The organism is Yinghuangia aomiensis (assembly GCF_039542225.1).
Taxonomy (GTDB): Bacteria; Actinomycetota; Actinomycetes; order Streptomycetales; family Streptomycetaceae; genus Yinghuangia; species Yinghuangia aomiensis.
The window spans coordinates 1-20,181 of sequence record NZ_BAABHS010000004.1 but is presented as its reverse complement, the minus strand read 5'-3'; the positions used below and the strand labels follow the sequence as shown (position 1 = coordinate 20,181).

Here is a 20,181-nt window from a genome sequence, read left to right as displayed (position 1 = left end):
GCTTGCGCCCACGCCCCCGTGCTCGCGACGACCCCCGCACCCCGCCGGCCCCACCCTCGCACCTGCGCTGCCCCCACGTTTCGCCGCAACGCTCGGCTCCGCCCCCCCGCATGCCAAGCCGCACGGCCGACCGCCCCGCGGAGACGTGCGCATCGTCTCGCCTGCAGTCTGTGTCGCTGCCGTGCCCAGGGGGCGCCCGTGCGGGCTCGGTGCGGCGGGGTGGGAGGATCGGCGGTCGGTCGGCCCCGTCCGGGTCGGCTGTTCGGCTTGTTCCTTATATTCCGTTTGTTCTGCCTGGAGGATCCCCGGTGCGGATACCCGCCCTCGGTTTGGCGCTCGGTGTCGCCGCCGACGTGCTCGTCGGAGATCCGCGCCGGGGGCACCCGGTCGCCGGGTTCGGCACCGCGGCGTCCGCGCTGGAACGCCGCATGTACGCCGACTCGCGCGCCCGCGGCGCCGCCTACACCGTGCTCGTCGTCGGCGCGACCTGCGGACTCGGCGTCGCCGCGGACCGGCTGACGCGCCGTCACCCCGCGGCGCGGGTGGCCGTCACCGCGGCCGCCACGTGGGCCGTCCTCGGCGGCACCACGCTGCGGCGCGAGGCCCGGGCGATCGGCGCGCCGCTCGAAGCCGGCGACCTGGAGGCCGCCCGCGCGCGGCTGCCGTACCTCGTGGGCCGCGACCCGGCCGGGCTGGACGCGTCCGGGATCGCCCGCGCGGTGGTCGAGTCGGTCGCCGAGAACACCTCGGACGCCGTCGTCGCGCCGCTGTTCTGGGGCGCCGTCGCGGGCCTGCCCGGGCTGCTCGGCTACCGCGCGGCCAACACCCTCGACGCGATGGTCGGCCACCGCACCCCGCGCCACCTGCACTTCGGGTGGGCGTCGGCGCGGCTCGACGACGCGGCCAACCTCGTCCCGGCGCGCCTGACCGGCCTCCTCACGGTGGCCGCGGCGCCGGTCGTCGGCGGGTCGCCCGCCGCGGCGTGGCGGGTGCTGCGGCGCGACGGCGGCGCGCACCCGAGTCCGAATTCCGGCCGCTGCGAGGCGTCCGCCGCGGGCGCGCTCGGCGTGCGGCTCGGTGGGCGGAACGTGTACGCGGGCCGCACCGAGGACCGCCCTGTGCTCGGCGACGGCCGCCCCGCCGAAGGCCGCGACATCCCCCGCGCGAACCGCCTGTCCGCGGCGGTCGGGCTGGTGTCCGCCGCCCTCGCTTTCGGCGTGCTCGCGGCACGAGACCGGCACCGCTAGGCCGCCAAGCCGCCAGGCCAAGACTCGGTCACCTCGAAAGGACCTCCCATGAACGGCGCTCTGCTCGTCGCCGGCACCACCTCCGACGCCGGCAAGAGCGTGCTCGTCGCCGGACTCTGCCGCCGGCTCGCCCGGGAAGGCGTCAAGGTGGCGCCGTTCAAGGCGCAGAACATGTCGCTCAACTCGATGGTCACCGCGGACGGCGCCGAGATCGGCCGCGCCCAGGCGATGCAGGCGGCCGCCGCGGGGATCGCGCCGGAAGCCGCGATGAACCCGGTGCTGCTCAAGCCGGGCGCCCGGATGAGCAGCCAGGTCGTGCTGCTCGGGCGCCCCGTCGCGGAGGTGTCCGCGCTGGACTACCGCGACCTCAAGCCGCGGCTGTTCGACGCCGTCCTCGACTCGCTCGCCGACCTGCGGGCCCGGTTCGACGTCGTGGTGTGCGAAGGCGCGGGCAGCCCGACCGAGATCAACCTGCGCGACCGCGACATCACCAACATGGGCCTCGCGCGGGCCGCGAACCTGCCGGTGCTGGTGGTCGGCGACATCGACCGCGGCGGCGTGTTCGCGCACCTGTTCGGCACGCTGGCCCTGCTGTCGCCCGAGGACCAGGCGCTGATCTGCGGGTTCGTGGTCAACAAGTTCCGCGGCGACGCCAAGCTGCTGGCGCCGGGGCTGGACCGGATCAGCGCGTTGACCGGGCGGCCGGTGCTCGGCGTGCTGCCGTATCTGACCGGGCTGTGGCTCGACGTCGAGGACTCGTTGGCGCTGGAGGCCGACCGGGGCGTCGCGGCGCCGCCGCTCGGCGAGGACATTCTGCGCGTCGCGGTCGTGCGGCTGCCGCGGATCAGCAACTTCACCGACATCGACGCGCTGTCCGTGGAGCCGGGCGTGGTCGTCCGGTTCGCCTCGACCCCGGCCGAACTCGCCGACGCCGACCTGGTGGTCGTGCCCGGCACCCGCGCGACCGTGGAGGACCTGGCGTGGCTGCGCGAGCGCGGTCTGGACACGGCGCTCGCCCGCCGGGCCGCGGCAGGCCGTCCGACACTCGGCATTTGCGGCGGCTACCAGATGCTCGGCCGGGAGATCGACGACGCGCACGAGTCCCGGCTCGGCCGCGTCGCCGGGCTCGGGCTGCTGCCCGTGCGGGTCGTCTTCGCCGCCGACAAGACGCTGGCCCGGCCCGCCGGGTTCGCGGGCGGAGCGCCGGTGTCCGCGTACGAGATCCACCATGGCATCGTCACCGTCGAAGGCGGTGCGCCGCTGTTCACCGATCCCGACGGCGTTCCCTTGGACGGCTGCCGCGACGGTGCCGTGTGGGGCACGCTGTGGCACGGGGCGCTGGAGAACGACGCGTTCCGGCGCGCGTTCCTCGCCGAGGTCGCGGCGGTCGCCGGACGCCGTTTCACGGTGTCGCCCGACACCTCGTTCGAGGCGGCCCGCCAGGCCCGGCTCGACGCGCTCGGCGACCTGGTCGCTGACCACCTGGACAACGCGGCCGTCGACCGGCTCATTACGCAAGGCGCCCCGGCGGGACTGCGGTTCGTCCCGCCGGGCGTGTGAACCGAGCGGTCCTACAGCGGCGGCACGGCGGGCCGCGGCGGCGCCACAGGCCGCGGCGGGTAGGCCGCCCACCGCCGCCGGTTCGACCGGCGCCGCAGGGCGATCAGCACCGCGGCGAACACCAGCAGCACCGCCAGGACCGTCGCGATCCACGCGGGGACGCCGCCGATGGTCAGCAACTCGTCGTGGTAGCGGACGCGCTGGTAGCGCTCGTCGGCGGGGGCGGCACGGAACTCGTAGTCGCCGGTGATCGCCGCCGGCCGGCTCAGTTCGTTGCGCATCGCGGTCAGGAACACCGCCGGGCCTTGGCCGCCGTCCCAGCGGACCTGCTCGGGGTCGGGCTTCCCCGCGTAGAGGGTCTCCAGCGAACCGCCGCCGCCGATCCCGGCGACCGGTTCGACGCGGTGCGGGGCGAAGACGAACAGGCGCAGCAGCTGCGCGGTCTTCGCGCGCTGCGACAGCCGCATCGGGTAGACGAGCTTGTCGGAGGCGAACGTGAGCTTCAGCGGGTCGAGGTCGCCGCCGAGCGTGGGAACGGCCTTGCCCGGCACCGACCGTCCCGCACCGCCCGGGTTCGCGGCCGGGGCGAGCTTGACCGCGACGTACTCCCAGCCCTGGTCGACGTACGGCTTCAGCGAGTCCGCCAGCCCGGCCGGCATGGTGAAGCCGTTGGTGTGCAGCCAGGATTCCAGCGCGGCCGGGTCGGTCGCGGCGAGCTGCGCGTACTGGAAGGGGCCGAGTTCACCGCTGCCCACCACGCTCACCGGCGGTGCCGCGGCTCCCGGCGCCGCCGCGGACGACGCCCCGTTCGGCTTCTTGTGGTCGCCGCCGAACGGCCAGTCGCCGTCGCGCGGCCAGAAGTAGTGCCGGGTCTTGTCGACCGGCGCGACCACGGTGTCGAGCCGGGAGAACAGCTTGGTGTCGCCGAGTGCCAGGTCGGCCCGGGTCGGGACCGGCATGATCCAGGCGGCGTTGGCCGCGTCCCCCGTCACCGTCAGCTGCATGAGGATCTCCTCGGTCCGGCCGTCCCACCGCACCGCCGACGTCTCCTCCCGGACCGCCATGGACGTCTGGTTGCCGGGCACCATCGCCCCGCACCCGCAGGCCCATGCCGGGCGGATCAGCGCCGCCATCTGCACGAGCATCACCAGCACCGCCACCACGGCCCCCCGCCGCACGACTGCTCCGCCGACCACCGCAAACCCCCTGATCTCGCCCCGTTCCGACAACCGATGCCCGATCCGACGGGGAAGCCCGCGATCCGGTTCCCGAGCCGCGGGTTACGCTGCGCAATGCGGATTTTGCTGACGGGGGACGTGCACGGAAATCTCGCGCACGTGCGGACGGTGCTGGACGCCGCCGCCGCAGAACACATCGACCGGATCTTCCAGCTCGGCGACTTCGGCTACTGGGAGCACGAGCCCGGCGGAGTCCGCTTCCTCGACGAAGTCCACCGCGCGGCCCGGGCGCAGGGCATCACCGTCTACTTCCTCGACGGGAACCACGACAAATCCGGCCTCATCCTCGAACGGTACGGCGAGCACCGCGACATGGAGGGCTTCCTGAGCGTGCGCGGCCGCGTGCGGTACGCCCCGCGCGGCCACGCCTGGACCTGGGACGGCGTCCGCTTCCTCGCCTTCGGCGGCGCCTGCTCCGTCGACCGCGAGTACCGGCTGGAGGCGGAGCGGCGCCGCACCGAGAAGGCGCTCCGCAAGGAGAACTACCGGCTGGCGGCGGGACGTCCGTCCCACAGCGTGCCCGACCACGCGGGCACGCTGTGGTTCCCCGAGGAGGAAGCCACCGATGCCGACGCGCAGGCCGTGATCGACACCGCCGGCCCGGTCGACGTCCTCCTCACCCACGACAAGCCGCGCGCGACCACCCCGGGCGTCAACCGCAAGGACCTGCCGGTCTGCCACCCGAACCAGGACCGCATCCAGCGCCTCGTCGACGCGCTGCGGCCGCGGCTGGCCGCGCACGGCCACCTCCACCACCGGTACACCCAGGTGCTGGAGGAGCCGCACGCGCCCACCCGCGTCGAAGGCCTCGCCGCCGATCCGGTGGCGTCGTTCGAGGCGCCCGGCTACCGGGTCGCCGACTCGTGGCTGGTGCTCGACACCGCGACCGTCTGAGGCCGGGCCTCGGCCGGGGCCGGTGCGCCGCCTTCGTCGATGCCGAACCTGGCGTGCACGCGGCGCAGGAACGCCGGGGCCCACCAAGATCGTTCGCCGACGAGCGCGAGTGTCGCCGGGACCAGCAGCCCGCGCACCACGAATGCGTCGACCAGCACCGCCAGCGCGAGTCCGGCGCCGAACATCATCGTGTTGGTCACGCGGGATGCGCCGATCGCCGCCATCACGACGGCGAGCACGCAGGCCGCCGCGGTGATGATGCTGCCGGTGCGGGCCAGTCCGATCGCCACGGAGTGGCGGTGGTCGCCGGTGGTGTCGTACTCCTCCTTGACCCGGGACAGCAGGAACACCCCGTAGTCCATGGACAGTCCGAAGGCGACGCAGAACATCAGCACCGGCAGCTGGGTCTCGATCGACCCGGTGGGCGTGAAGTCCAGCAGGCCGGACAGGTGGCCGTCTTGGACGACCCACACGACCGCGCCGAACATCGCCGTCAGGCTCAGCGCCGCGAACAGGACCGCCAGCAGCGGCATCACCACACTGCCCGTCAGCAGGAACACCAGGACGAAGGTGGCCAGCACGACGACCGCCCCGGCGATCCACAGCCGGTCTGCGATGGCGTCCTTGCCGTCGACGACCACCGCGGCGGCGCCGCCGACCAGCGCCTGAGCGGGTGCCGGGGTCGCCCGGACCTCGCGCACCAGCTCCTGCCCGGCGGGGGACAGCTCTTCGCCGGCGGGCACCACGGACAGGTACGCGCTGCCGCCCTCGAGCCGGCCGGGCTCGGCCGGTCCCGCCGGGGACTCGGCCTGCCCGGCACGGAAGACGCCGTCCGGGCCCACGACCCGTGCCACGCCGTCGAGCGCGGACAACCGGGCCGCGTACCCGGCCCGCTCCGCCGCGGAGGTGTCGCCGAGCACGATCTCGATCGACCCGGCCGGGCGGCCGTCGATGTGGTCGCGGATCACCTGCTGAACCTGCCGCGACTCCGCGGTCACCGGCAGCTGCCGGTCGTCGGCAGTACCGAACTTCACGCCCAGGAAGGGCAGTCCGAGGACCACCAGACCGGCCAGCGTGGCGAATGCGACCAGCGGCGCGCGCCGCATCACGGTGTGCGCGACCCGTAGCCATCCGGTGCCGTCGGTGCTCGCGGCGCTCTGTGTGCTCTGGGTGCCCGGTGTGCTGTCGGTGCCCGCGCCGCGCGAGCGCCGCAGCCTGCGGAACGGCTTGCGCAGGTCGCCCGCGTCGATCCGCTTCCCGAGCAGCACCAGCGCCGCGGGCAGCACCACCAGCGCGCCGACGGCGGCCAGCATGACGACGGGGATGCCCGCGTAGGCGAACGACCGCAGGAAGTACTGCGGGAAGGCCAGCATGGCCGCCAGCGACACCGCCAGGGTCAGCGCCGAGATCAGCACCGTGCGGCCCGCCGTGCGCAGTGTCGTGGCCACGGCTTCGGTGGGGGAGAGGCCGCGGGCCAGTTCCTCGCGGTACCGGCGGACCATGAACAGGCCGTAGTCGACCGCGAGTCCGAGGCCCAGCACGGTCGTGAGGTTCTGCGCGAACACCGACACGTCGGTGACACCGGCGACGACCCGCAGCACCGCGTTTGTGCCGAACATCGCGAACAGCCCCACGCCCAGCGGCAGCAGCGCGGCCACCGCACTGCCGAACACCAGCACCAGGATCAGCAGCGTGATGGGCAGGGCGATCATCTCGGCGCGGACCAGGTCGTCGCGGATCGTCGACTGGATGTCGTGCTGCACCGCCGCGAGGCCGCCGATCCGCACGTCCAGACCGCCTTGCGTGCCGCGGTAATGCGGAGCGATCCGGTCGAGCGTGTCCGCGACGGCGTTCTCGCTGCCTTCGAGATGGGCGAGCACCAGACCGCTGCGCCCGTCGTCGGTGCGCAAGGCCGGGGAGCCGGTACTCCAGTACGAGCGCACGCCCACGATCCCGGCCTCCGCCGCGAGGCGGTCGGTCAACGCCTTGGCCGCACCGGCGCTTTCGGGGGAGTCGACGCCACCGCGCGCGGGCGTGACCAGGAGGACGAGGTTGGGCCGGCTGCCGGGGAACTCCCGGTCGAGCGCCGCCGCCGCGCGGGCCGACGACGACTTCGGGACTTCGGTGCCGCCGGCGAGGAGGTGGTCGCCCGCGCCGCGGCCCACGAAGCCGGCGAGGGCGAGGAACAGCAGGGCGGATATGAGGACGAGCCGTGGTCGGGCGGCGGTCAGCCGCGCCAGGGCAGGGAACATCGCCGACCTTCCGTCGAGGATATCGTAGGTTGAGCATACGATAGGAATCTGAATTCATATGCACTGCCCATGGTTGGTGGTCGGTAGAGTTGACGCCATGCAGAGACGCCCGCCGATGAGCAACCGCACCGGATACCGGCTGGTCAAGCTGGGCGAAATGCTGCTGACCCTGGCCGAGGACGCCCTCGCGCCGCTCGGCGTGAAGGCGAAGCACATCCACGTCATGGAGACCCTGCTGGCCTACGACGGGCTGTCCCAGCAGGACGTCAGCCGGATGCTCGGCATCGACCCCAACGTCCTCGTCGGACTCATCGACGACCTCGAAGCGCGCGGCTTCGCCGAACGCCGCCGCAACCCGGAAGACCGCCGCCGCCACCTGGTCCACGTCACCGACGCCGGCCGCGCCGCCGTCGAGCAGAGCCGCACCCTCCTCGGCGCCGCCGAAGACGGGTTCTTCGCGGTCCTCGACGAGGACCAGCGCGACGTCCTGCGCGACGCGTCCGAACGCCTCCTCACGGCGCACCGGCCCGACTGGGCGGAAACCGACTGCTGACCGCTCGTCACCCCGGCAACACCCGCCGCGCTCCGGCCCGTTCCCGCCGCCCCTGACACACCGCGGCAGCCCGCGGCAACCCGCTTGACGCGGCGTCACCCGCGCCGGGTACTCTCCGCGCACGCGGTCACGCGATGATCACGCAGCTCGTCCCGCAGCCCGACCGCGCGGAGCGGCGGCGGCACGAGGGGGGAGGGACGCGGCAGTGGCCGACGAGTCCGACACCGGGGCACCGGAAGACACGGCCGAGGGCTCGCCGGAACACGCGGCCGAGGGCTCGCCCGACGGAGCCGAAGCCGGCCGTGCCGACGAGGCCGCCGACACCGCCGCACCGTCCGATTCCGCACCCGTGGACGCGCTTTCCCCGGCCGTCCCGCCGCAGCCGCCCGCTCCTCGCCGCGGCCCGCACCCCGCGCTCATACCCGTCATGGCGATCGGCACGGCGCTGGTCCTCGTCGTCACCGGCTCCGCGCTGTTCGCCAACGCCGGGGCGTCCGACCTCCTCGCCAAACCGGGAACCGCGGCAAGCGCCGGGTCCGGCACGTCGGCCGGGCCCTCCGCCACCCCCGCCCCGACCCGCACCGAGATCACCACCGACGAACTCCGGGCCCTCGCCGGCACCCAGACCGACGCCCTGAAGCGCGGCGACGTCGACGGGTTCCTCGCGCCCTACGACCCGGCCGCGACCGACCTGATCGCGGAACGCCGCCGCCTGTTCGCCAACCTCAGGCTCGTCCCCTTCACGCAGGCGCAGTACCGCTGGGAACGCCTCTACACCGGCTCGCTGTCCGGCAAGGACGCCGGCCGGCTCACCGCCGACGTCGTCGTCGCGTTCGTCCACCAGGTCACCGGCGTCGACGCCGAACCCGTCGCCGAGCAGTACATCTGGACCGTCGAACGCCCCGCCATGGGCGCCCCGCTGCGCATCACCGGCGTCCGCGGAACCCCCGGCCGCAGCGGCTCCTACCCGCTCGCCTGGGACCTGGCCCCACTCGTCAAGGCGGAACGCCCGCACGTCGTCATGCTGGCCGGCTCCGCCGACGCCAACAAGATCGCCGGCTGGGCCGACCGCGCCGAGAACGCCGCCAAGCGCGACCTCGACCTGTGGAAGGGCCCCAGCGGAGTCCCGACGCGCTTCCTCGTGTTCGCCAGCCCCGACCCCGAGCTGTTCGCCAAGGCGTACGGCGGCACCATGCCCAAGGGCACCGTCGCGTTCTGCGCGCCCATGGCCGCCGACAGTTCCGACACCCGCGGCCGTGTCATCGTCGGCAGCCGCATCACTTGGGACACCCGCTCCAAAGGCATCAAGAACACCGAAGAGCAAACCGGCGTCCTGCGCCACGAAATGGGCCACGCCCTCGTTGCGGGTTTCATGGCCTCCGCCCCCGGACAACCCGACGTCCCGCTGTGGATCGTCGAAGGCTTCGCCGAATACCTCGAATGGGTCGACCGGTTCGGCCAGTACTACGTGCCCGCCGCACGCGACTTCGTGGCGAGCGACGGGTTCACCGGGAAACTCCCCGGCGACAGCGAACTGTACGGCGAGGACGCCGAAGCCAACGGCATCGGCTACCACCTGAGCATGACCGCGATCCGCTACCTCGTCGACAAGTACGGCGCCGAGAAGGCCTTCGCGTTCGTCGTCGCCGCCTACCGCAACCCGCGCGACCCGGACAAGGCCCTGCAGGAGACCACCGGGCTGGACCTGGCCACCTTCGAATCCCGGTGGGCGAAGTGGGTCAAGAGCCACGTCTGACGGGGCCCTGGAGGCCCCCGCGCGCCGTACTCGCAGCCGCCGCCGCCCTGCTCGCCGGCCTTGCCGTCCTCCTCGGCTATGCGACGCCGTTAGGCGACCGCGCGTTACGCCCCGACTCGGCCCGCGCCGTCGTCGACCACGCCGCCCAAGGCCGCGGCGACGCCGCCGACATCCGCACCGGCGCAACCCCGCTCCCGGGCGGCACCGGCGACCTCACCCGGGACGAACTCACCGGCCTGATCGCCGGCCAGAACGACGCCCTCGCCCGCCGCGACGCGGCCGCGTTCCTCGTCCCCTACGCCGCCGACCGCCCCGACCTGCGCGCGGAACGCGGCCGGCTGTTCGCGAACCTGCTCAAGATCCCGTTCAGCCGCGCCGAATACCGCTACCAGGACGCGCAGCCCGTGCCCGCCGAATCGGCCGGACGCCGCCGCACCAGCACGGTGACCGTGGTCTTCAGCCACCAGATCACCGGCGTCGACGTCGCCCCGATCGGCGAGACCTACCGCTGGACCGTCACCCGCCCCGGCCCCGGCGAACCGCTCGCCATCACCGCCGTCGACGGCGGTGCACCCGACACTGCCCACCGCAACACCACCTACCCGGCACCGTGGGACGCGGCCGAACTCGTCCTCGTGGACAAACCCCACGTCCTGCTCCTCGCCGCGAAACAGCACCAAGCCAAGGCCGCGCTGTGGGCGACGCGCGCGGAAGCCGCCGCCACCCGCAACCTCGCGAGCTGGCAGAGCCCGGAGCCGACCCCGGGCCGGTTCGTGGTCTTCCTGACCCCCGACCACGCCGCCTTCGAACGCGTCCGCGGCGGCGACACGGTCACCACGAACGCCATCGGCGTCTGCGTCTCCCTGCCCGCCGACCCGGCCGGACGCGGCCCCGCCACACCGGACTTCGCGGGCAGCCGGATCTACGTCGACTCCACGGCGCAGGACATCACGACCGGCAAGGCCGAGGACACCATCGCGATCTTCCGGCACGAAATGGGACATGCGATGGTCGCACCGTTCCAGAAGCGCGTGGCGGGCAACGGGCCGCCGCTGTGGGTGGCCGAGGGATTCGCGGGCTACCTGGAGTGGAGCGACCGTTCGCTGGAGCGCTGGTATGTGCCGGCGGCGCGCGACCAGGTCCGCTCCGGGACCTTCGGCGGAAAGCTCCCGACCGACGAGCAGATCTACGCCGACGATCCCCGGACCAGCTCCGCCGGGTACCACTTCGCGATGCTCGCGATCCGCTACATCGCCGAGAAGTACGGCGCCGCCAAGGCCTACGCGTTTGTCATCGCGGTGTACCGCGACCCGGCGTCGGTCGGTGCGGCGTTGCGGACGGCGACCGGGCTGGACCACGGGCAGTTCGAGGCCAAATGGGCGCAGTACGTGAAGGCGAAGGCGGGCTGAGGGGCTCGCCGGCCCCGGGCCGCGCGGGCGCGGGCCGCCTGCCGCGGAGGCCCGACAACGCGTGCGGAATGAACCGGCGCGACGGTTGCCGCGTCTCTGCACCGGACGGGTGCGGTGGAGACGGCGCCGTTCCCTGCGGCCGAAGCCGCCGGATATCCTCACCTGCACCCCACGGGGGTGGAGCAGATCGGCGAGCACAGGGGCACAGGCATGGACGACAGCGCCGCGGACGCCATGCCCGCACACCGAGCGGCGCCGGACCAGGGACGTGTGGACGGGGGAGAGGTCGTGACGGGGGGCGGGATACCGGAGGACCGCGGGAGATCGGCGGACCCGGCCGGGTCCGCCGGCCCGGAACCGACGGCGTCGGCGGACGTGCCCGATCCGGCCGCGACCGCAAGCGACGAAAACGACCGGCGGCCTGCCGCCGCGACACCCCCGGCCGGCCGCGACGTGATGTCCCGGCAGGCAGCGGAGAGCGGCGCCGAAGCCGGGGCGGTCGTGTCGGCGAGCGGGCGGCCCGCGCCGACTCCCCCGCCGCGCGTACCCGAGCCGACCGCGGCCGAGGCCGCGCGCGTTGCAACCGCCGCCGCCTCCACCGCGCCCGGACTCGCCGGCGCCGCTTCCTCCCCCCGCGGCGACGGCGCCCCCGCCGACAGCCGCCCCCGTACCCCCGCCGATGCCTGGCCCGCCGCGCACGAAGTGGTCGGGATCCCCGGCCCTCGGGTCGGCGCACCGACCTACCCGTATGCCCCCGGCAGCCCGCCGGGCCCGGTGCCGGGGGCTTACGCGTGGGTGCCCGGGCCGCGGGTGTCCGGGCCGGTGCCATACCGGCGGCCGAACGACACCTTCGGGCTGTGGCCGCACGCGGTCGTCGACCCGCGTCGTGATCGGCAGACCCCCGCGATCGTCGTCTCCTCGCTCGTCGCGTGCCTGACGGTCGTGCTGCTGATCGTCGCCTTCGTCCGGCCCCTGCAGTCCGGCGAAGCCGGGGCGATCGCCGACGTCGGGACGGCGCCCACCGCGCCCGCGACTCCGCCCGGCCACGAGCCGGGGCCCAAAAACCCGGCGACGCCGAGCACGAGCCCCGACACCGGCAAACCCCCGACGCTCAACGGCTCCACGGCCTCGCCCGCCGCCAAGTCGGCCGTGCTCGCGCGCACCCAGGCCCTGGCCGCCACCCGCGGCCCCGCCCTGCGCGCCAACGACGTCGCGGCGTTCACCGGCGGCCTCGACAAGAACGCCAGGGAACTCGTCGACACCCAGAGCCGCCTGTTCGACAACTTGCGCAAACTGCCGCTCGACAAAGCCGATTGGACCGCAGGCCGGGTCGCCGACGCGCGCGCCCAAGGCGCCGGCAGCGGCGGATGGCCGATCGTCGCCAACGTCGACGTGGCGTTCGTCCACCAAATCGACAACGCCGACGTCCGCCCCGTCGCCGAGCACTACCTGTGGACCGTCCGCTGCACCTCCGACGCGGACCCGTGCACCGTCACCGCCGTCAACGGCGCCCCCGACGGCAGCCTCACCGGCCCGGCCGGCTACCCCGCGCCCTGGGACCTGTGGGAACTCGCCGTCGAACGCCGCCCGCACGTCCTCGTCGTCGGCCCCGCCGACCTCGCCGCCGACCTGGCGTCCCGTGCCGACGAAGCCGAAGACGCGGCGCTCTACGACCTCGCCCGGTGGACCGGCATGCCCGGCACCTCGCCCGGGTTCGTCGTCGCCCTCACCCGCGAACGCGCCGACTTCGACCGCATCTACAGCGGCGAATCGGCCGGCGACTGGGCCGCCGGCTTCGCCCTCCCGCTGGTCTCCGACGGCGACGTCGACGTGGTCGGCGGCAGCCGCGTCGTCATCGACCTCGACGAAATGGACAGCGAACCGGACTTCGCCCGGGTCATCCTGCGCCACGAACTCGTGCACGCCCTGCTCGACCCGCTCACCCAAGCCGCCTACGACCGCATACCGCTGTGGGCCGCCGAAGGCTTCGCCGACTGGCTCGCCCAGTCCGACCACACCATCACCGACACCTACGACGCGCGCGCCGCCCGGCAGCTCATCCGCGACGGGAAGTTCACCGGATCGCTCCCCACCGACGCCGACTTCGACGCGGACGACGAAGAAGTCATCGACAACGCCTACGTCCTCGGCCACCTCGCGATCCGCTTCCTCGCCGACACCTATGGCTCCGACAAGGCCTGCGCGTTCATCACCGACGTCTACCGCGGCACCTCGCGCAGCATGGACGAAGCCGTCCGCGCCGCCACCGGCAGCAGCCTCGCCGACTTCCAACGCGCCTGGTCCGACTGGATGCACCGGACCTTCGGATGACGAAACGCCTGCCGCCGTCCACCCGCAAGGGGGACGGCGGCAGGCGTTCGCCGGAACTTCCCGGTCAGGCGGTGGCCGCGACCGCGGCGCCGAACCACGCCTGCTGCTCGGCGGTCACGCCGAACGCCAGCACCAGCGCCCGCGTCCCGGCCGGCTCGTACGGGTCGAACAGCAGCCGCATCCCCGCCTCGTCCGGTGTCCGGTCCGCCTTGCGCTGATTGTCGGCCGCGCAGGCCGCCACCGTGTTGAGCCACGAGTCCGCCCCGCCGCGCGACTTCGGCAGCACGTGGTCCACGGTCGTCGCCCGCCCGCCGCAGTACGCGCACGTGCGCGCATCCCGCTGCAGCACCCCGCGCTTCGACCACGCCACCCGTTGTCGGAACGGCACCCGGACGTACCGGAGCAACCGGATCACACGCGGGACCGGCAGCTCCAGCGCCGCGGCACGCACCACGCGGCCCGGATCGGCGTCCTCGACCACGGCCTTCTCCTGCAGCACCAGCACCAGCGCGCGCCGGAACGACACCGTCGCCAGCGGCTGGTACGTGGCATTCAGCACCAACGTGTCCCGCATGCGTCCGCCCTCCCTTCGGGGTCGGACCGCCGGGAACCCCGGGCGCGCCGGATCCGGACCGGGCGCCCACGCCCGCCGGAACCGCCGGCAACGTGCCGGAAGCCTCAGGTGAGCGGTGGTGCCGCGGTGGTCATACGCGCCTTTCGCCTCGACGGTCCTCGTTCGGCCGACGAAGCGGCCGGATCGGTGGTCTCGGCCCGCGCCGAGCGGCGGCGGGCCGAGACCACTGTGCCCCGAGCAGATCACCCGGACAACGCAATTTCCGCGAACGAGACCGAGATACCGTCAAGTGTTCGATCTCTGTTCGAACGCCGGATCAGTGCGCGTACACCGGCGTCACGATCGCCCGCGCGAGCGTATGGAAGAACAAGTTGAACCCCACCACCGCCGGCGTCGCGTTCTCGTCCACGCCCAGCTTCTCGACGTCCACCGCATGCACCACGAACGCGTAACGGTGCGCGTAGTGCCCCTGCGGCGGCGCCGCCCCGACATACCCCGGCAGACCCGCGTCGTTCCGCACGTGGAACGCCCCGCCCGGCAGCCCCTTCCCGTCCGCGGCACCCGCGCCCGCCGGGAACTCCGTCACCGACACCGGCACATCCACCACCGACCAGTGCCAGAAACCGCTCCCCGTCGGCGCGTCCGGGTCCAGGCACGTCACCACGAAGCTCTTCGTCTCCGCGGGGAACCCGGCCCACGACAGCTGCGGCGACACGTCCTCGCCGCCCGCGCCCATGACACCGCTCACCTGCGGCATGCTCAGCGTCACGCCGTCCGCGACATCCGTGCTCTCCACCGTGAACCACGGCTTCTCCGGCAGGAACTCGTACGGCATCGGCGGCATCTTCGGCTCGCTCACGAAGGGCACTCCATCTCCCGGCCGACTCCGTCGGCCACCTAGGTCCGGGCACCACCCGGAAGACACCCGGTACGCACGACCCGACCCTACGCCGTATCCTCCCGCCAGCCAGACGAACCACCCTGGTGGAGAGCCACTCGACGGATCACCGGACACCGCCGGGACACACCCCGGCACGGCAAGGGAGCGGGCGCGTTGGCACAGTCGCGACGGAACGCCGGGACACCCGCATCGGCCCCGCACGGCACCCCCACCGCACCCGGAAACGCGCAACCGCCACACCGCCGCCGCACCGGCCCCCCACCCGCGCGCGGACGCATCGCCAACCGGCTGACCGTCACCCTCGTCGCCCTGCTGGCCGTCCTCGCCGCCGTCATGGCCTACGGCGCCACCCACAGCCGCCAAACCACCACCCGAATACCGGCCGGCACCCCCGTCGGCTCACCCGCCCCCGACACCGCCGCGCCCCAAGCCCCCGACGCGGTAACCCCCACCGAACTCGCGGCACTTGCCGACACCCGCAGCAAAGCCCTCGCCGACGGCGACGAAGACGCCTTCCTCGCCGCCCTCGACCCCGCCACACCCGGCCTCGTCGACGAACAACGCCGCCTCTTCCGCAACCTGCGCCCCATCCCCTTCGACGAAGCCGCCTACCGCGTCGCCGCCACCCGACCCGGCCCCGGACCCGGCGACCCGCTCACCGTGGACGTCTCCTTCGACCACCGCATCACCCACGCCGACACCTCCACCGTCGGCGAGGGCTACCGCTGGACCGTCACCCGCCCCGCGCCCGGCGCCGCCCCCCGCATCACCAGCATCACCGGAACCCCCTACGAAGGAGGCGCCGGCTACCGCTACGCCCGCGACTACCCCGCCCCCTGGGACCGCGCCCAACTCACCGTCGCCCGACGCCCCCACGTCGTCGTCCTCGCCGAACAAGCCCTCGCCGACCGCGCCGAACCCCTCGCCGACGCCGCCGAACAAGCCGCCGCCGCCGACCTCGCCGCCTACGCCGGACCCCGCGGCACCGCCCCCGGCTTCGTCGTCGTCCCCGTCGCCGACCGCGCCGCCTTCTACGAGCTGTACGGCGGCCGCGCCGACCAGCACGGCGACGAATCCGGCCTCACGTACGCCCTCCGCAGCTCACCCACCGGCAACACCGCCGCCACCGCCCGCCCCGGCACCACCGCCCAGTTCGGCGGCGCCCGCATCGTCCTCGACGTCACCTCCGGCTACTTCACCGGCGGCGACGCCATTCGCACCGGCGACCTCCTCCGCCACGAAATGGCCCACGCCCTCGTCACCCCCCTGCGCAGCGACCTCGCCGGACAGAACCAACCCGTCTGGGTCGTCGAAGGCTTCGCCGACTGGCTGGCCTTCCGCTCCGACCGCGACCGCCTGTCCGCGCAATTCGGCGAAGCCCGCACCTACCTCCGCACCGGACGCTTCACCGGCACCCTCCCCACCGACGCCGACCTCTACCAGGCCGACCCCGTCGGCAACGCCGCGTCCTACCAACTCGCCCACCTGGCGATGCTGCGCATCGAAGAGACCCACGGCACCTCGGCCGTCTTCCGCTTCGCCGCCGCCGTCTACGCCGACCCCTCCGCCGCGGCCGTCGACCGCGCACTCCGCGACGCCACCGGCCTCGACCGCGCCGCCTTCGAAGCCGACTGGGCGCGGTACGTGAGAGCCCTCCTCGACCACGGGTGACCGCGGCCCAGGAGGGCTCATCCACGAGGGTGGGAGCACCGTCCTACCGTGCGCGCTCCCGCGGCATGCTCAGAACCAGCCGCGCCGCGACCCGACCTCGTGCAGCCACCCGTGCAGGTACGCCGCCCAGTCGGTCTGGCCGATCGCCGCACGGTCGATCGTGAAGTGCCGGTAGGCGTCGCTGCCGTCCGACAGCATCCCGCCCTTCTTGTCGATCTCCAGGATCACCTCGGTGGCGTGCTCGTCCGACACGAACGTCAGCTCCACCTCGTTGATCCCGCGCGCGTACTGCGCCGACGGCGCGAACTCGATCTCCTGGTAGAACGGCAGCCGCTGCCGCGTATTGCGGATGTGCCCCTTCTCCAGGTCCGCTCCCTTGAAGTGGAACCCGAGCGCACCGAACGCATCGAGGATCGCCGCCTGCGCCGGGATCGGGTGCACCTGGATCGGGTCCAGGTCGCCCTTGTCCACCGCGCGGTCGATCTCCAACTCGGTCCGCACGCCGATGCTGGTGCCGCGCAACTGCACCCCGCGGAACACCGTCACCGGCGTCTCCCACGGAATCCCCAGCGCGAACGGCACATCGTGCACCGCACCCTCGCGCAGCTGGAACGTTCCGCCTACCTGAAGACGGGCGAAATCCTGGTTGACCTTGTACTCGCCGTCCTCGGTCTCGACCTCCACCACCGCACGCAGCTCCACATAGAGCCCCTCGATGACCTGGTCGACCTTCCCGCCCTGAATCCGGATCCGCCCCTCGGCGACCCCGCCCGGCGTCACATCCGCCCGGAACAGGTCCGTCTCCACGGAAGCCCCGCCCGCCCCCATGCTCGCCATCAACTTCTTGAACACCATGCAGCCTCCCCGGCCGTCGCCCTTCCCCGTCGCCGTAGAGTCTCGCGTATGGCCGCCGACGTACGCCGCCCTCTGCCGCGCTCCTTCTTCGTCCGCCCCGTCCTCACCGTCGCTCCCGACCTGCTCGGGCGCCTCCTGGTCCGCGACACCGACGCCGGACGCACCGTCCTGCGCATCACCGAGGTCGAGGCCTACGACGGCACGAACGACCCCGGATCGCACGCCTTCCGCGGACAGACCCCGCGGAACAGCACCATGTTCGGCGCCGCGGGACACCTGTACGTGTACTTCACCTACGGCATGCACCACTGCGTCAACGTCGTCTGCAGCCCGCCCGGCAAAGCCTCCGCCGTCCTCGTCCGCGCCGGCGAAATCGTCGAAGGCCTCCCGCTCGCCCGCGACCGCCGCCCCAACGCCCGCCGCGACACCGAACTCGCACAAGGCCCCGCCCGCCTCACCGTCGCCCTCGGCATCGGCCGCGCCGACGACGGCGTCGACGCCTGCACCGCCGGCACCGGCTTCCGCCTCCTCCGCGGCACCCCCGCCGCCGCCGACACCGTCCGCACCGGGCCGCGCACCGGCGTCGGCGGCGACGGCGCCGGACACCCCTGGCGCTTCCACATCGCCGACGACCCCACCGTCAGCCCCTACCGGGCCCACGTGCCCCGCACCCGCCGTGCCCCACACTCGCCATAATCGGGTTCGCGCCGCGACCGGCCCGTCGGGCAATCTGTAGGCCGCGGCCCACACGCCGCCGCAGTATCGACCCCCCGCAGCACCGACCGAGGAGACGAACGACCGTGACGGACATCGTCGAGGACCTGAAGTGGCGCGGGCTCATCGCCCAGACCACCGACGAGGACGCACTGCGCAAGGCGTTCGCGGACGGTCCCGTCACGGCCTATTGCGGCTTCGACCCCACCGCCGCCAGCCTCCACGTCGGCCACCTCACCCAGGTCCTCACGCTGCGCCGCCTCCAACTGGCCGGCCACCGTCCGATCGCCCTGGTCGGCGGCGCGACAGGTCTGATCGGCGACCCCAAGCCGTCCGCCGAACGCCAGCTCAACGAGGCCTCCACGGTCCGCGAGTGGGTCGGCCGCATCCGCGGGCAGCTCTCCGCGTTCCTCGACTTCGCGGCCGGCGACGACACCGACGCGCCCAACGCCGCGCTGATGGCCAACAACTACGACTGGACCGAGAACCTCAGCGCCATCGACCTGCTGCGCGACCTCGGCAAGCACTTCAGCATCAACCAGATGCTGGCCCGCGACACCGTGAAGTCCCGGCTCGGCGGCGAAGGCATGTCGTACACCGAGTTCAGCTACGTCATCCTGCAGAGCTTCGACTACCTCGAGCTGTACCGGCGGCACGGCTGCACGCTGCAGATCGGCGGCAGCGACCAGTGGGGCAACATCACCGCGGGCCTCGACCTGATCCGCCGCGTCACCGGCAACCAGCCGCACGGCCAGGCACACGCGATGACCACCAACCTGCTGACCAAGGCCGACGGCACCAAGTTCGGCAAGACCGAAGGCGGCGCGGTCTGGCTCGACCCCGAGCTGACCACCCCGTACGCCTTCTACCAGTTCTGGCTGAACGCCGACGACCGCGACGTCTCCCGGTACCTGCGCACCTTCAGCTTCCGCTCGCACGAGGAGATCGAGGAGCTGGAGCGTGAGGCTGCCGAGCGCCCCGCCGCTCGCGCCGCGCAACGCGCCCTGGCCGAAGAGCTGACCACGATGGTGCACGGCGCCGACCAGTGCGCCGCCGCCGTCGAGGCGAGCCGGGCGCTGTTCGGCCAGGGCGACCTGGCGGCGCTGGACGCCGCGACGCTCGCCGCCGCGGTCGCCGAGCTGCCCTCCGCGCAGGTGGCGGAGCTGCCGACGGTCGTCGACGCGCTGGTCGCCACCGAGCTGGCGCCCAGCAAGGGCGCGGCCCGGCGCACGATCAAGGAAGGCGGCGCGTACGTGAACAACACGAAGGTCGTGACCGAGGACGCGCTCCTTACGTCCGCCGACCTGCTGCACGGACGCTGGGTGCTGCTCCGCCGCGGCAAGCGCAACCTCGGTGCCCTCGAACTGAGTTGAGAGTCGGCCGGCCCGCTTCGGAACCCCTGCCGCGGGCCGGCCGAGCACCATGTGAACTTCCGACCCCCCGGGACTTGACTCGTACCGGGGGGTCGTCTAATGTCGTCCGAGTCGCTCGTTCGGGAGATCCGGACAGACGCGCCCTCCGTGAACCCTCTCCAAGTGCCGCACGCAAGTTCGTGCGCCTGGTTGGTGCGTGCACGTCGGCGCCCTGGCCGGTCCCGCAGCGATCCTCACAACGAACCAGCGAACGGAATCGATCAAAGATTTCCGGGCGTCTATCTTTGTGTTGTCCGTATTTGCTTTCCGCCCGTTTTTCGGGAATTCCGGGAAGTGGTTCGGAGCCCCGCGGACACCTGCTAAGGTTGAAGCATCGAGAACGCCGGATGCGCGGCTTGTTCCGACCCGCAGAGCGAAAGCCCGGCGAGTTGAGAACGAGAAAACGGATCTGGTAGGCTCGGAGAGCAGAAAGAAAGGCCGGAAGAAAAGCCGAAAGGCCGCTCGGAAGGCCGGCGGAAAGCGAAAATCGGGCCGGAAACGGTGTGATACGCTGGAAGCGCAGAAACAAAGAAACACAGCAAAAACGAAGAAGCGAAACGCCCGGAGAGACCGGTGAAAGGGTCTCAAAGGAAGCGTCCGTTCCTTGAGAACTCAACAGCGTGCCAAAAGTCAACGCCAAAGAATATCCCCGGCGTTCGCGGAAGCGGCCCTATCTGGGTCGGTGAAGTGTTCGCAGGGATTCCTTTGAAAAATCCTCCGGCTGGTCAGCGGCCGGGGGTCACAGCAAGGACGCAAGCGCACATCGGACTATTCCTCCGGTGGGGCGCGGCTCCTTCGTATGTGTCTGACCGGA

Annotated in this window: 15 protein-coding genes; 10 read left to right on the top strand and 5 right to left on the bottom strand. The window is 72.8% G+C overall.

Translation table 11 applies throughout. The features are described from left to right. The first annotated feature begins 308 nt into the window (after window positions 1-308). Window positions 309-1,247 (top strand): cobalamin biosynthesis protein, encoded by a 939-nt coding sequence (locus ABEA93_RS06405; RefSeq protein ID WP_345674315.1) that lies wholly within the window; start codon window positions 309-311, stop codon window positions 1,245-1,247. A 48-nt stretch (window positions 1,248-1,295) separates the two neighbouring features. Beyond that, window positions 1,296-2,807, top strand: coding sequence for a cobyric acid synthase (locus ABEA93_RS06400; RefSeq protein ID WP_345674314.1), 1,512 nt, complete (start codon window positions 1,296-1,298; stop codon window positions 2,805-2,807). Window positions 2,808-2,818: 11 nt separating this feature from the next. Here ABEA93_RS06400 and ABEA93_RS06395 read toward each other — a convergent pair whose 3' ends face one another. Next, window positions 2,819-3,985, bottom strand: a complete 1,167-nt coding sequence (locus tag ABEA93_RS06395; RefSeq protein WP_345674313.1) for a DUF2330 domain-containing protein — start codon at window positions 3,983-3,985, stop codon at window positions 2,819-2,821. Window positions 3,986-4,099: 114 nt separating this feature from the next. On the opposite strand from ABEA93_RS06395, the gene ABEA93_RS06390 reads away from it, so the two are divergent. After that, the gene (locus tag ABEA93_RS06390; protein WP_345674312.1) at window positions 4,100-4,939 is read left to right on the top strand and encodes a metallophosphoesterase family protein; all 840 of its coding nucleotides are present in this window, start codon (window positions 4,100-4,102) and stop codon (window positions 4,937-4,939) included. Here the strand turns inward: ABEA93_RS06390 and ABEA93_RS06385 are convergent. Further along, complete coding sequence (locus ABEA93_RS06385; protein WP_345674311.1) at window positions 4,891-7,191, bottom strand: MMPL family transporter; 2,301 nt, start codon at window positions 7,189-7,191, stop codon at window positions 4,891-4,893. The genes ABEA93_RS06390 and ABEA93_RS06385 overlap by 49 nt on opposite strands. A gap of 97 nt (window positions 7,192-7,288) precedes the next feature. Here ABEA93_RS06385 and ABEA93_RS06380 point away from each other — a divergent pair, with 97 nt between their 5' ends. The 4 genes from ABEA93_RS06380 (at window position 7,289) to ABEA93_RS06365 (ending at window position 13,240) form a co-directional block, all read left to right on the top strand. Next, entirely contained in the window at window positions 7,289-7,744 is a 456-nt protein-coding gene (locus ABEA93_RS06380) for a MarR family winged helix-turn-helix transcriptional regulator (RefSeq protein WP_345674310.1), read from the top strand. Window positions 7,745-7,949: 205 nt separating this feature from the next. Next, window positions 7,950-9,500 (top strand): peptidase MA family metallohydrolase, encoded by a 1,551-nt coding sequence (locus ABEA93_RS06375; RefSeq protein ID WP_345674309.1) that lies wholly within the window; start codon window positions 7,950-7,952, stop codon window positions 9,498-9,500. Beyond that, the gene (locus ABEA93_RS06370) at window positions 9,479-10,909 is read left to right on the top strand and encodes a hypothetical protein (protein WP_345674308.1); all 1,431 of its coding nucleotides are present in this window, start codon (window positions 9,479-9,481) and stop codon (window positions 10,907-10,909) included. Before ABEA93_RS06375 ends, ABEA93_RS06370 begins: the two co-directional genes overlap by 22 nt. Before the next feature lie 210 nt (window positions 10,910-11,119). After that, on the top strand, window positions 11,120-13,240 hold the full coding sequence (locus tag ABEA93_RS06365; protein ID WP_345674307.1) for a peptidase MA family metallohydrolase: 2,121 nt from the start codon (window positions 11,120-11,122) through the stop codon (window positions 13,238-13,240). 64 nt (window positions 13,241-13,304) lie between these two features. Here the strand turns inward: ABEA93_RS06365 and ABEA93_RS06360 are convergent, their stop codons facing one another. Both ABEA93_RS06360 and ABEA93_RS06355 read right to left on the bottom strand, forming a co-directional pair. Further along, entirely contained in the window at window positions 13,305-13,814 is a 510-nt protein-coding gene (locus ABEA93_RS06360) for an HNH endonuclease (protein ID WP_345674306.1), read from the bottom strand. Window positions 13,815-14,130: 316 nt separating this feature from the next. Continuing rightward, the gene (locus ABEA93_RS06355; RefSeq protein ID WP_345674305.1) at window positions 14,131-14,673 is read right to left on the bottom strand and encodes a YbhB/YbcL family Raf kinase inhibitor-like protein; all 543 of its coding nucleotides are present in this window, start codon (window positions 14,671-14,673) and stop codon (window positions 14,131-14,133) included. A 195-nt stretch (window positions 14,674-14,868) separates the two neighbouring features. Between ABEA93_RS06355 and ABEA93_RS06350 the strand changes: the two genes are divergently transcribed. After that, window positions 14,869-16,386, top strand: a complete 1,518-nt coding sequence (locus ABEA93_RS06350) for a hypothetical protein (RefSeq protein WP_345674304.1) — start codon at window positions 14,869-14,871, stop codon at window positions 16,384-16,386. 69 nt (window positions 16,387-16,455) lie between these two features. On the opposite strand, the gene ABEA93_RS06345 is transcribed toward ABEA93_RS06350, so the two are convergent. Further along, on the bottom strand, window positions 16,456-17,241 hold the full coding sequence (locus ABEA93_RS06345; protein ID WP_345674303.1) for a sporulation protein: 786 nt from the start codon (window positions 17,239-17,241) through the stop codon (window positions 16,456-16,458). 48 nt (window positions 17,242-17,289) lie between these two features. Here ABEA93_RS06345 and ABEA93_RS06340 point away from each other — a divergent pair, with 48 nt between their 5' ends. After that, the gene (locus ABEA93_RS06340) at window positions 17,290-17,937 is read left to right on the top strand and encodes a DNA-3-methyladenine glycosylase (protein ID WP_345674302.1); all 648 of its coding nucleotides are present in this window, start codon (window positions 17,290-17,292) and stop codon (window positions 17,935-17,937) included. A gap of 104 nt (window positions 17,938-18,041) precedes the next feature. Next, on the top strand, window positions 18,042-19,328 hold the full coding sequence (gene tyrS / locus ABEA93_RS06335; protein ID WP_345674301.1) for a tyrosine--tRNA ligase: 1,287 nt from the start codon (window positions 18,042-18,044) through the stop codon (window positions 19,326-19,328). The last annotated feature ends 853 nt before the right edge of the window (window positions 19,329-20,181 follow it).

Excerpts from the sequence above, each read along its gene's own strand:
- ABEA93_RS06340 (WP_345674302.1), top strand. The coding sequence starts at position 17,290 with ATGGCCGCCGACGTACGCCGCCCTCTGCCGCGCTCCTTCTTCGTCCGC.
- ABEA93_RS06380 (WP_345674310.1), top strand. The coding sequence starts at position 7,289 with ATGCAGAGACGCCCGCCGATGAGCAACCGCACCGGATACCGGCTGGTC.
- ABEA93_RS06400 (WP_345674314.1), top strand. The coding sequence starts at position 1,296 with ATGAACGGCGCTCTGCTCGTCGCCGGCACCACCTCCGACGCCGGCAAG.
- ABEA93_RS06345 (WP_345674303.1), bottom strand. The coding sequence starts at position 17,241 with ATGGTGTTCAAGAAGTTGATGGCGAGCATGGGGGCGGGCGGGGCTTCC.
- ABEA93_RS06385 (WP_345674311.1), bottom strand. The coding sequence starts at position 7,191 with ATGTTCCCTGCCCTGGCGCGGCTGACCGCCGCCCGACCACGGCTCGTC.
- ABEA93_RS06390 (WP_345674312.1), top strand. The coding sequence starts at position 4,100 with ATGCGGATTTTGCTGACGGGGGACGTGCACGGAAATCTCGCGCACGTG.
- ABEA93_RS06360 (WP_345674306.1), bottom strand. The coding sequence starts at position 13,814 with ATGCGGGACACGTTGGTGCTGAATGCCACGTACCAGCCGCTGGCGACG.
- ABEA93_RS06365 (WP_345674307.1), top strand. The coding sequence starts at position 11,120 with ATGGACGACAGCGCCGCGGACGCCATGCCCGCACACCGAGCGGCGCCG.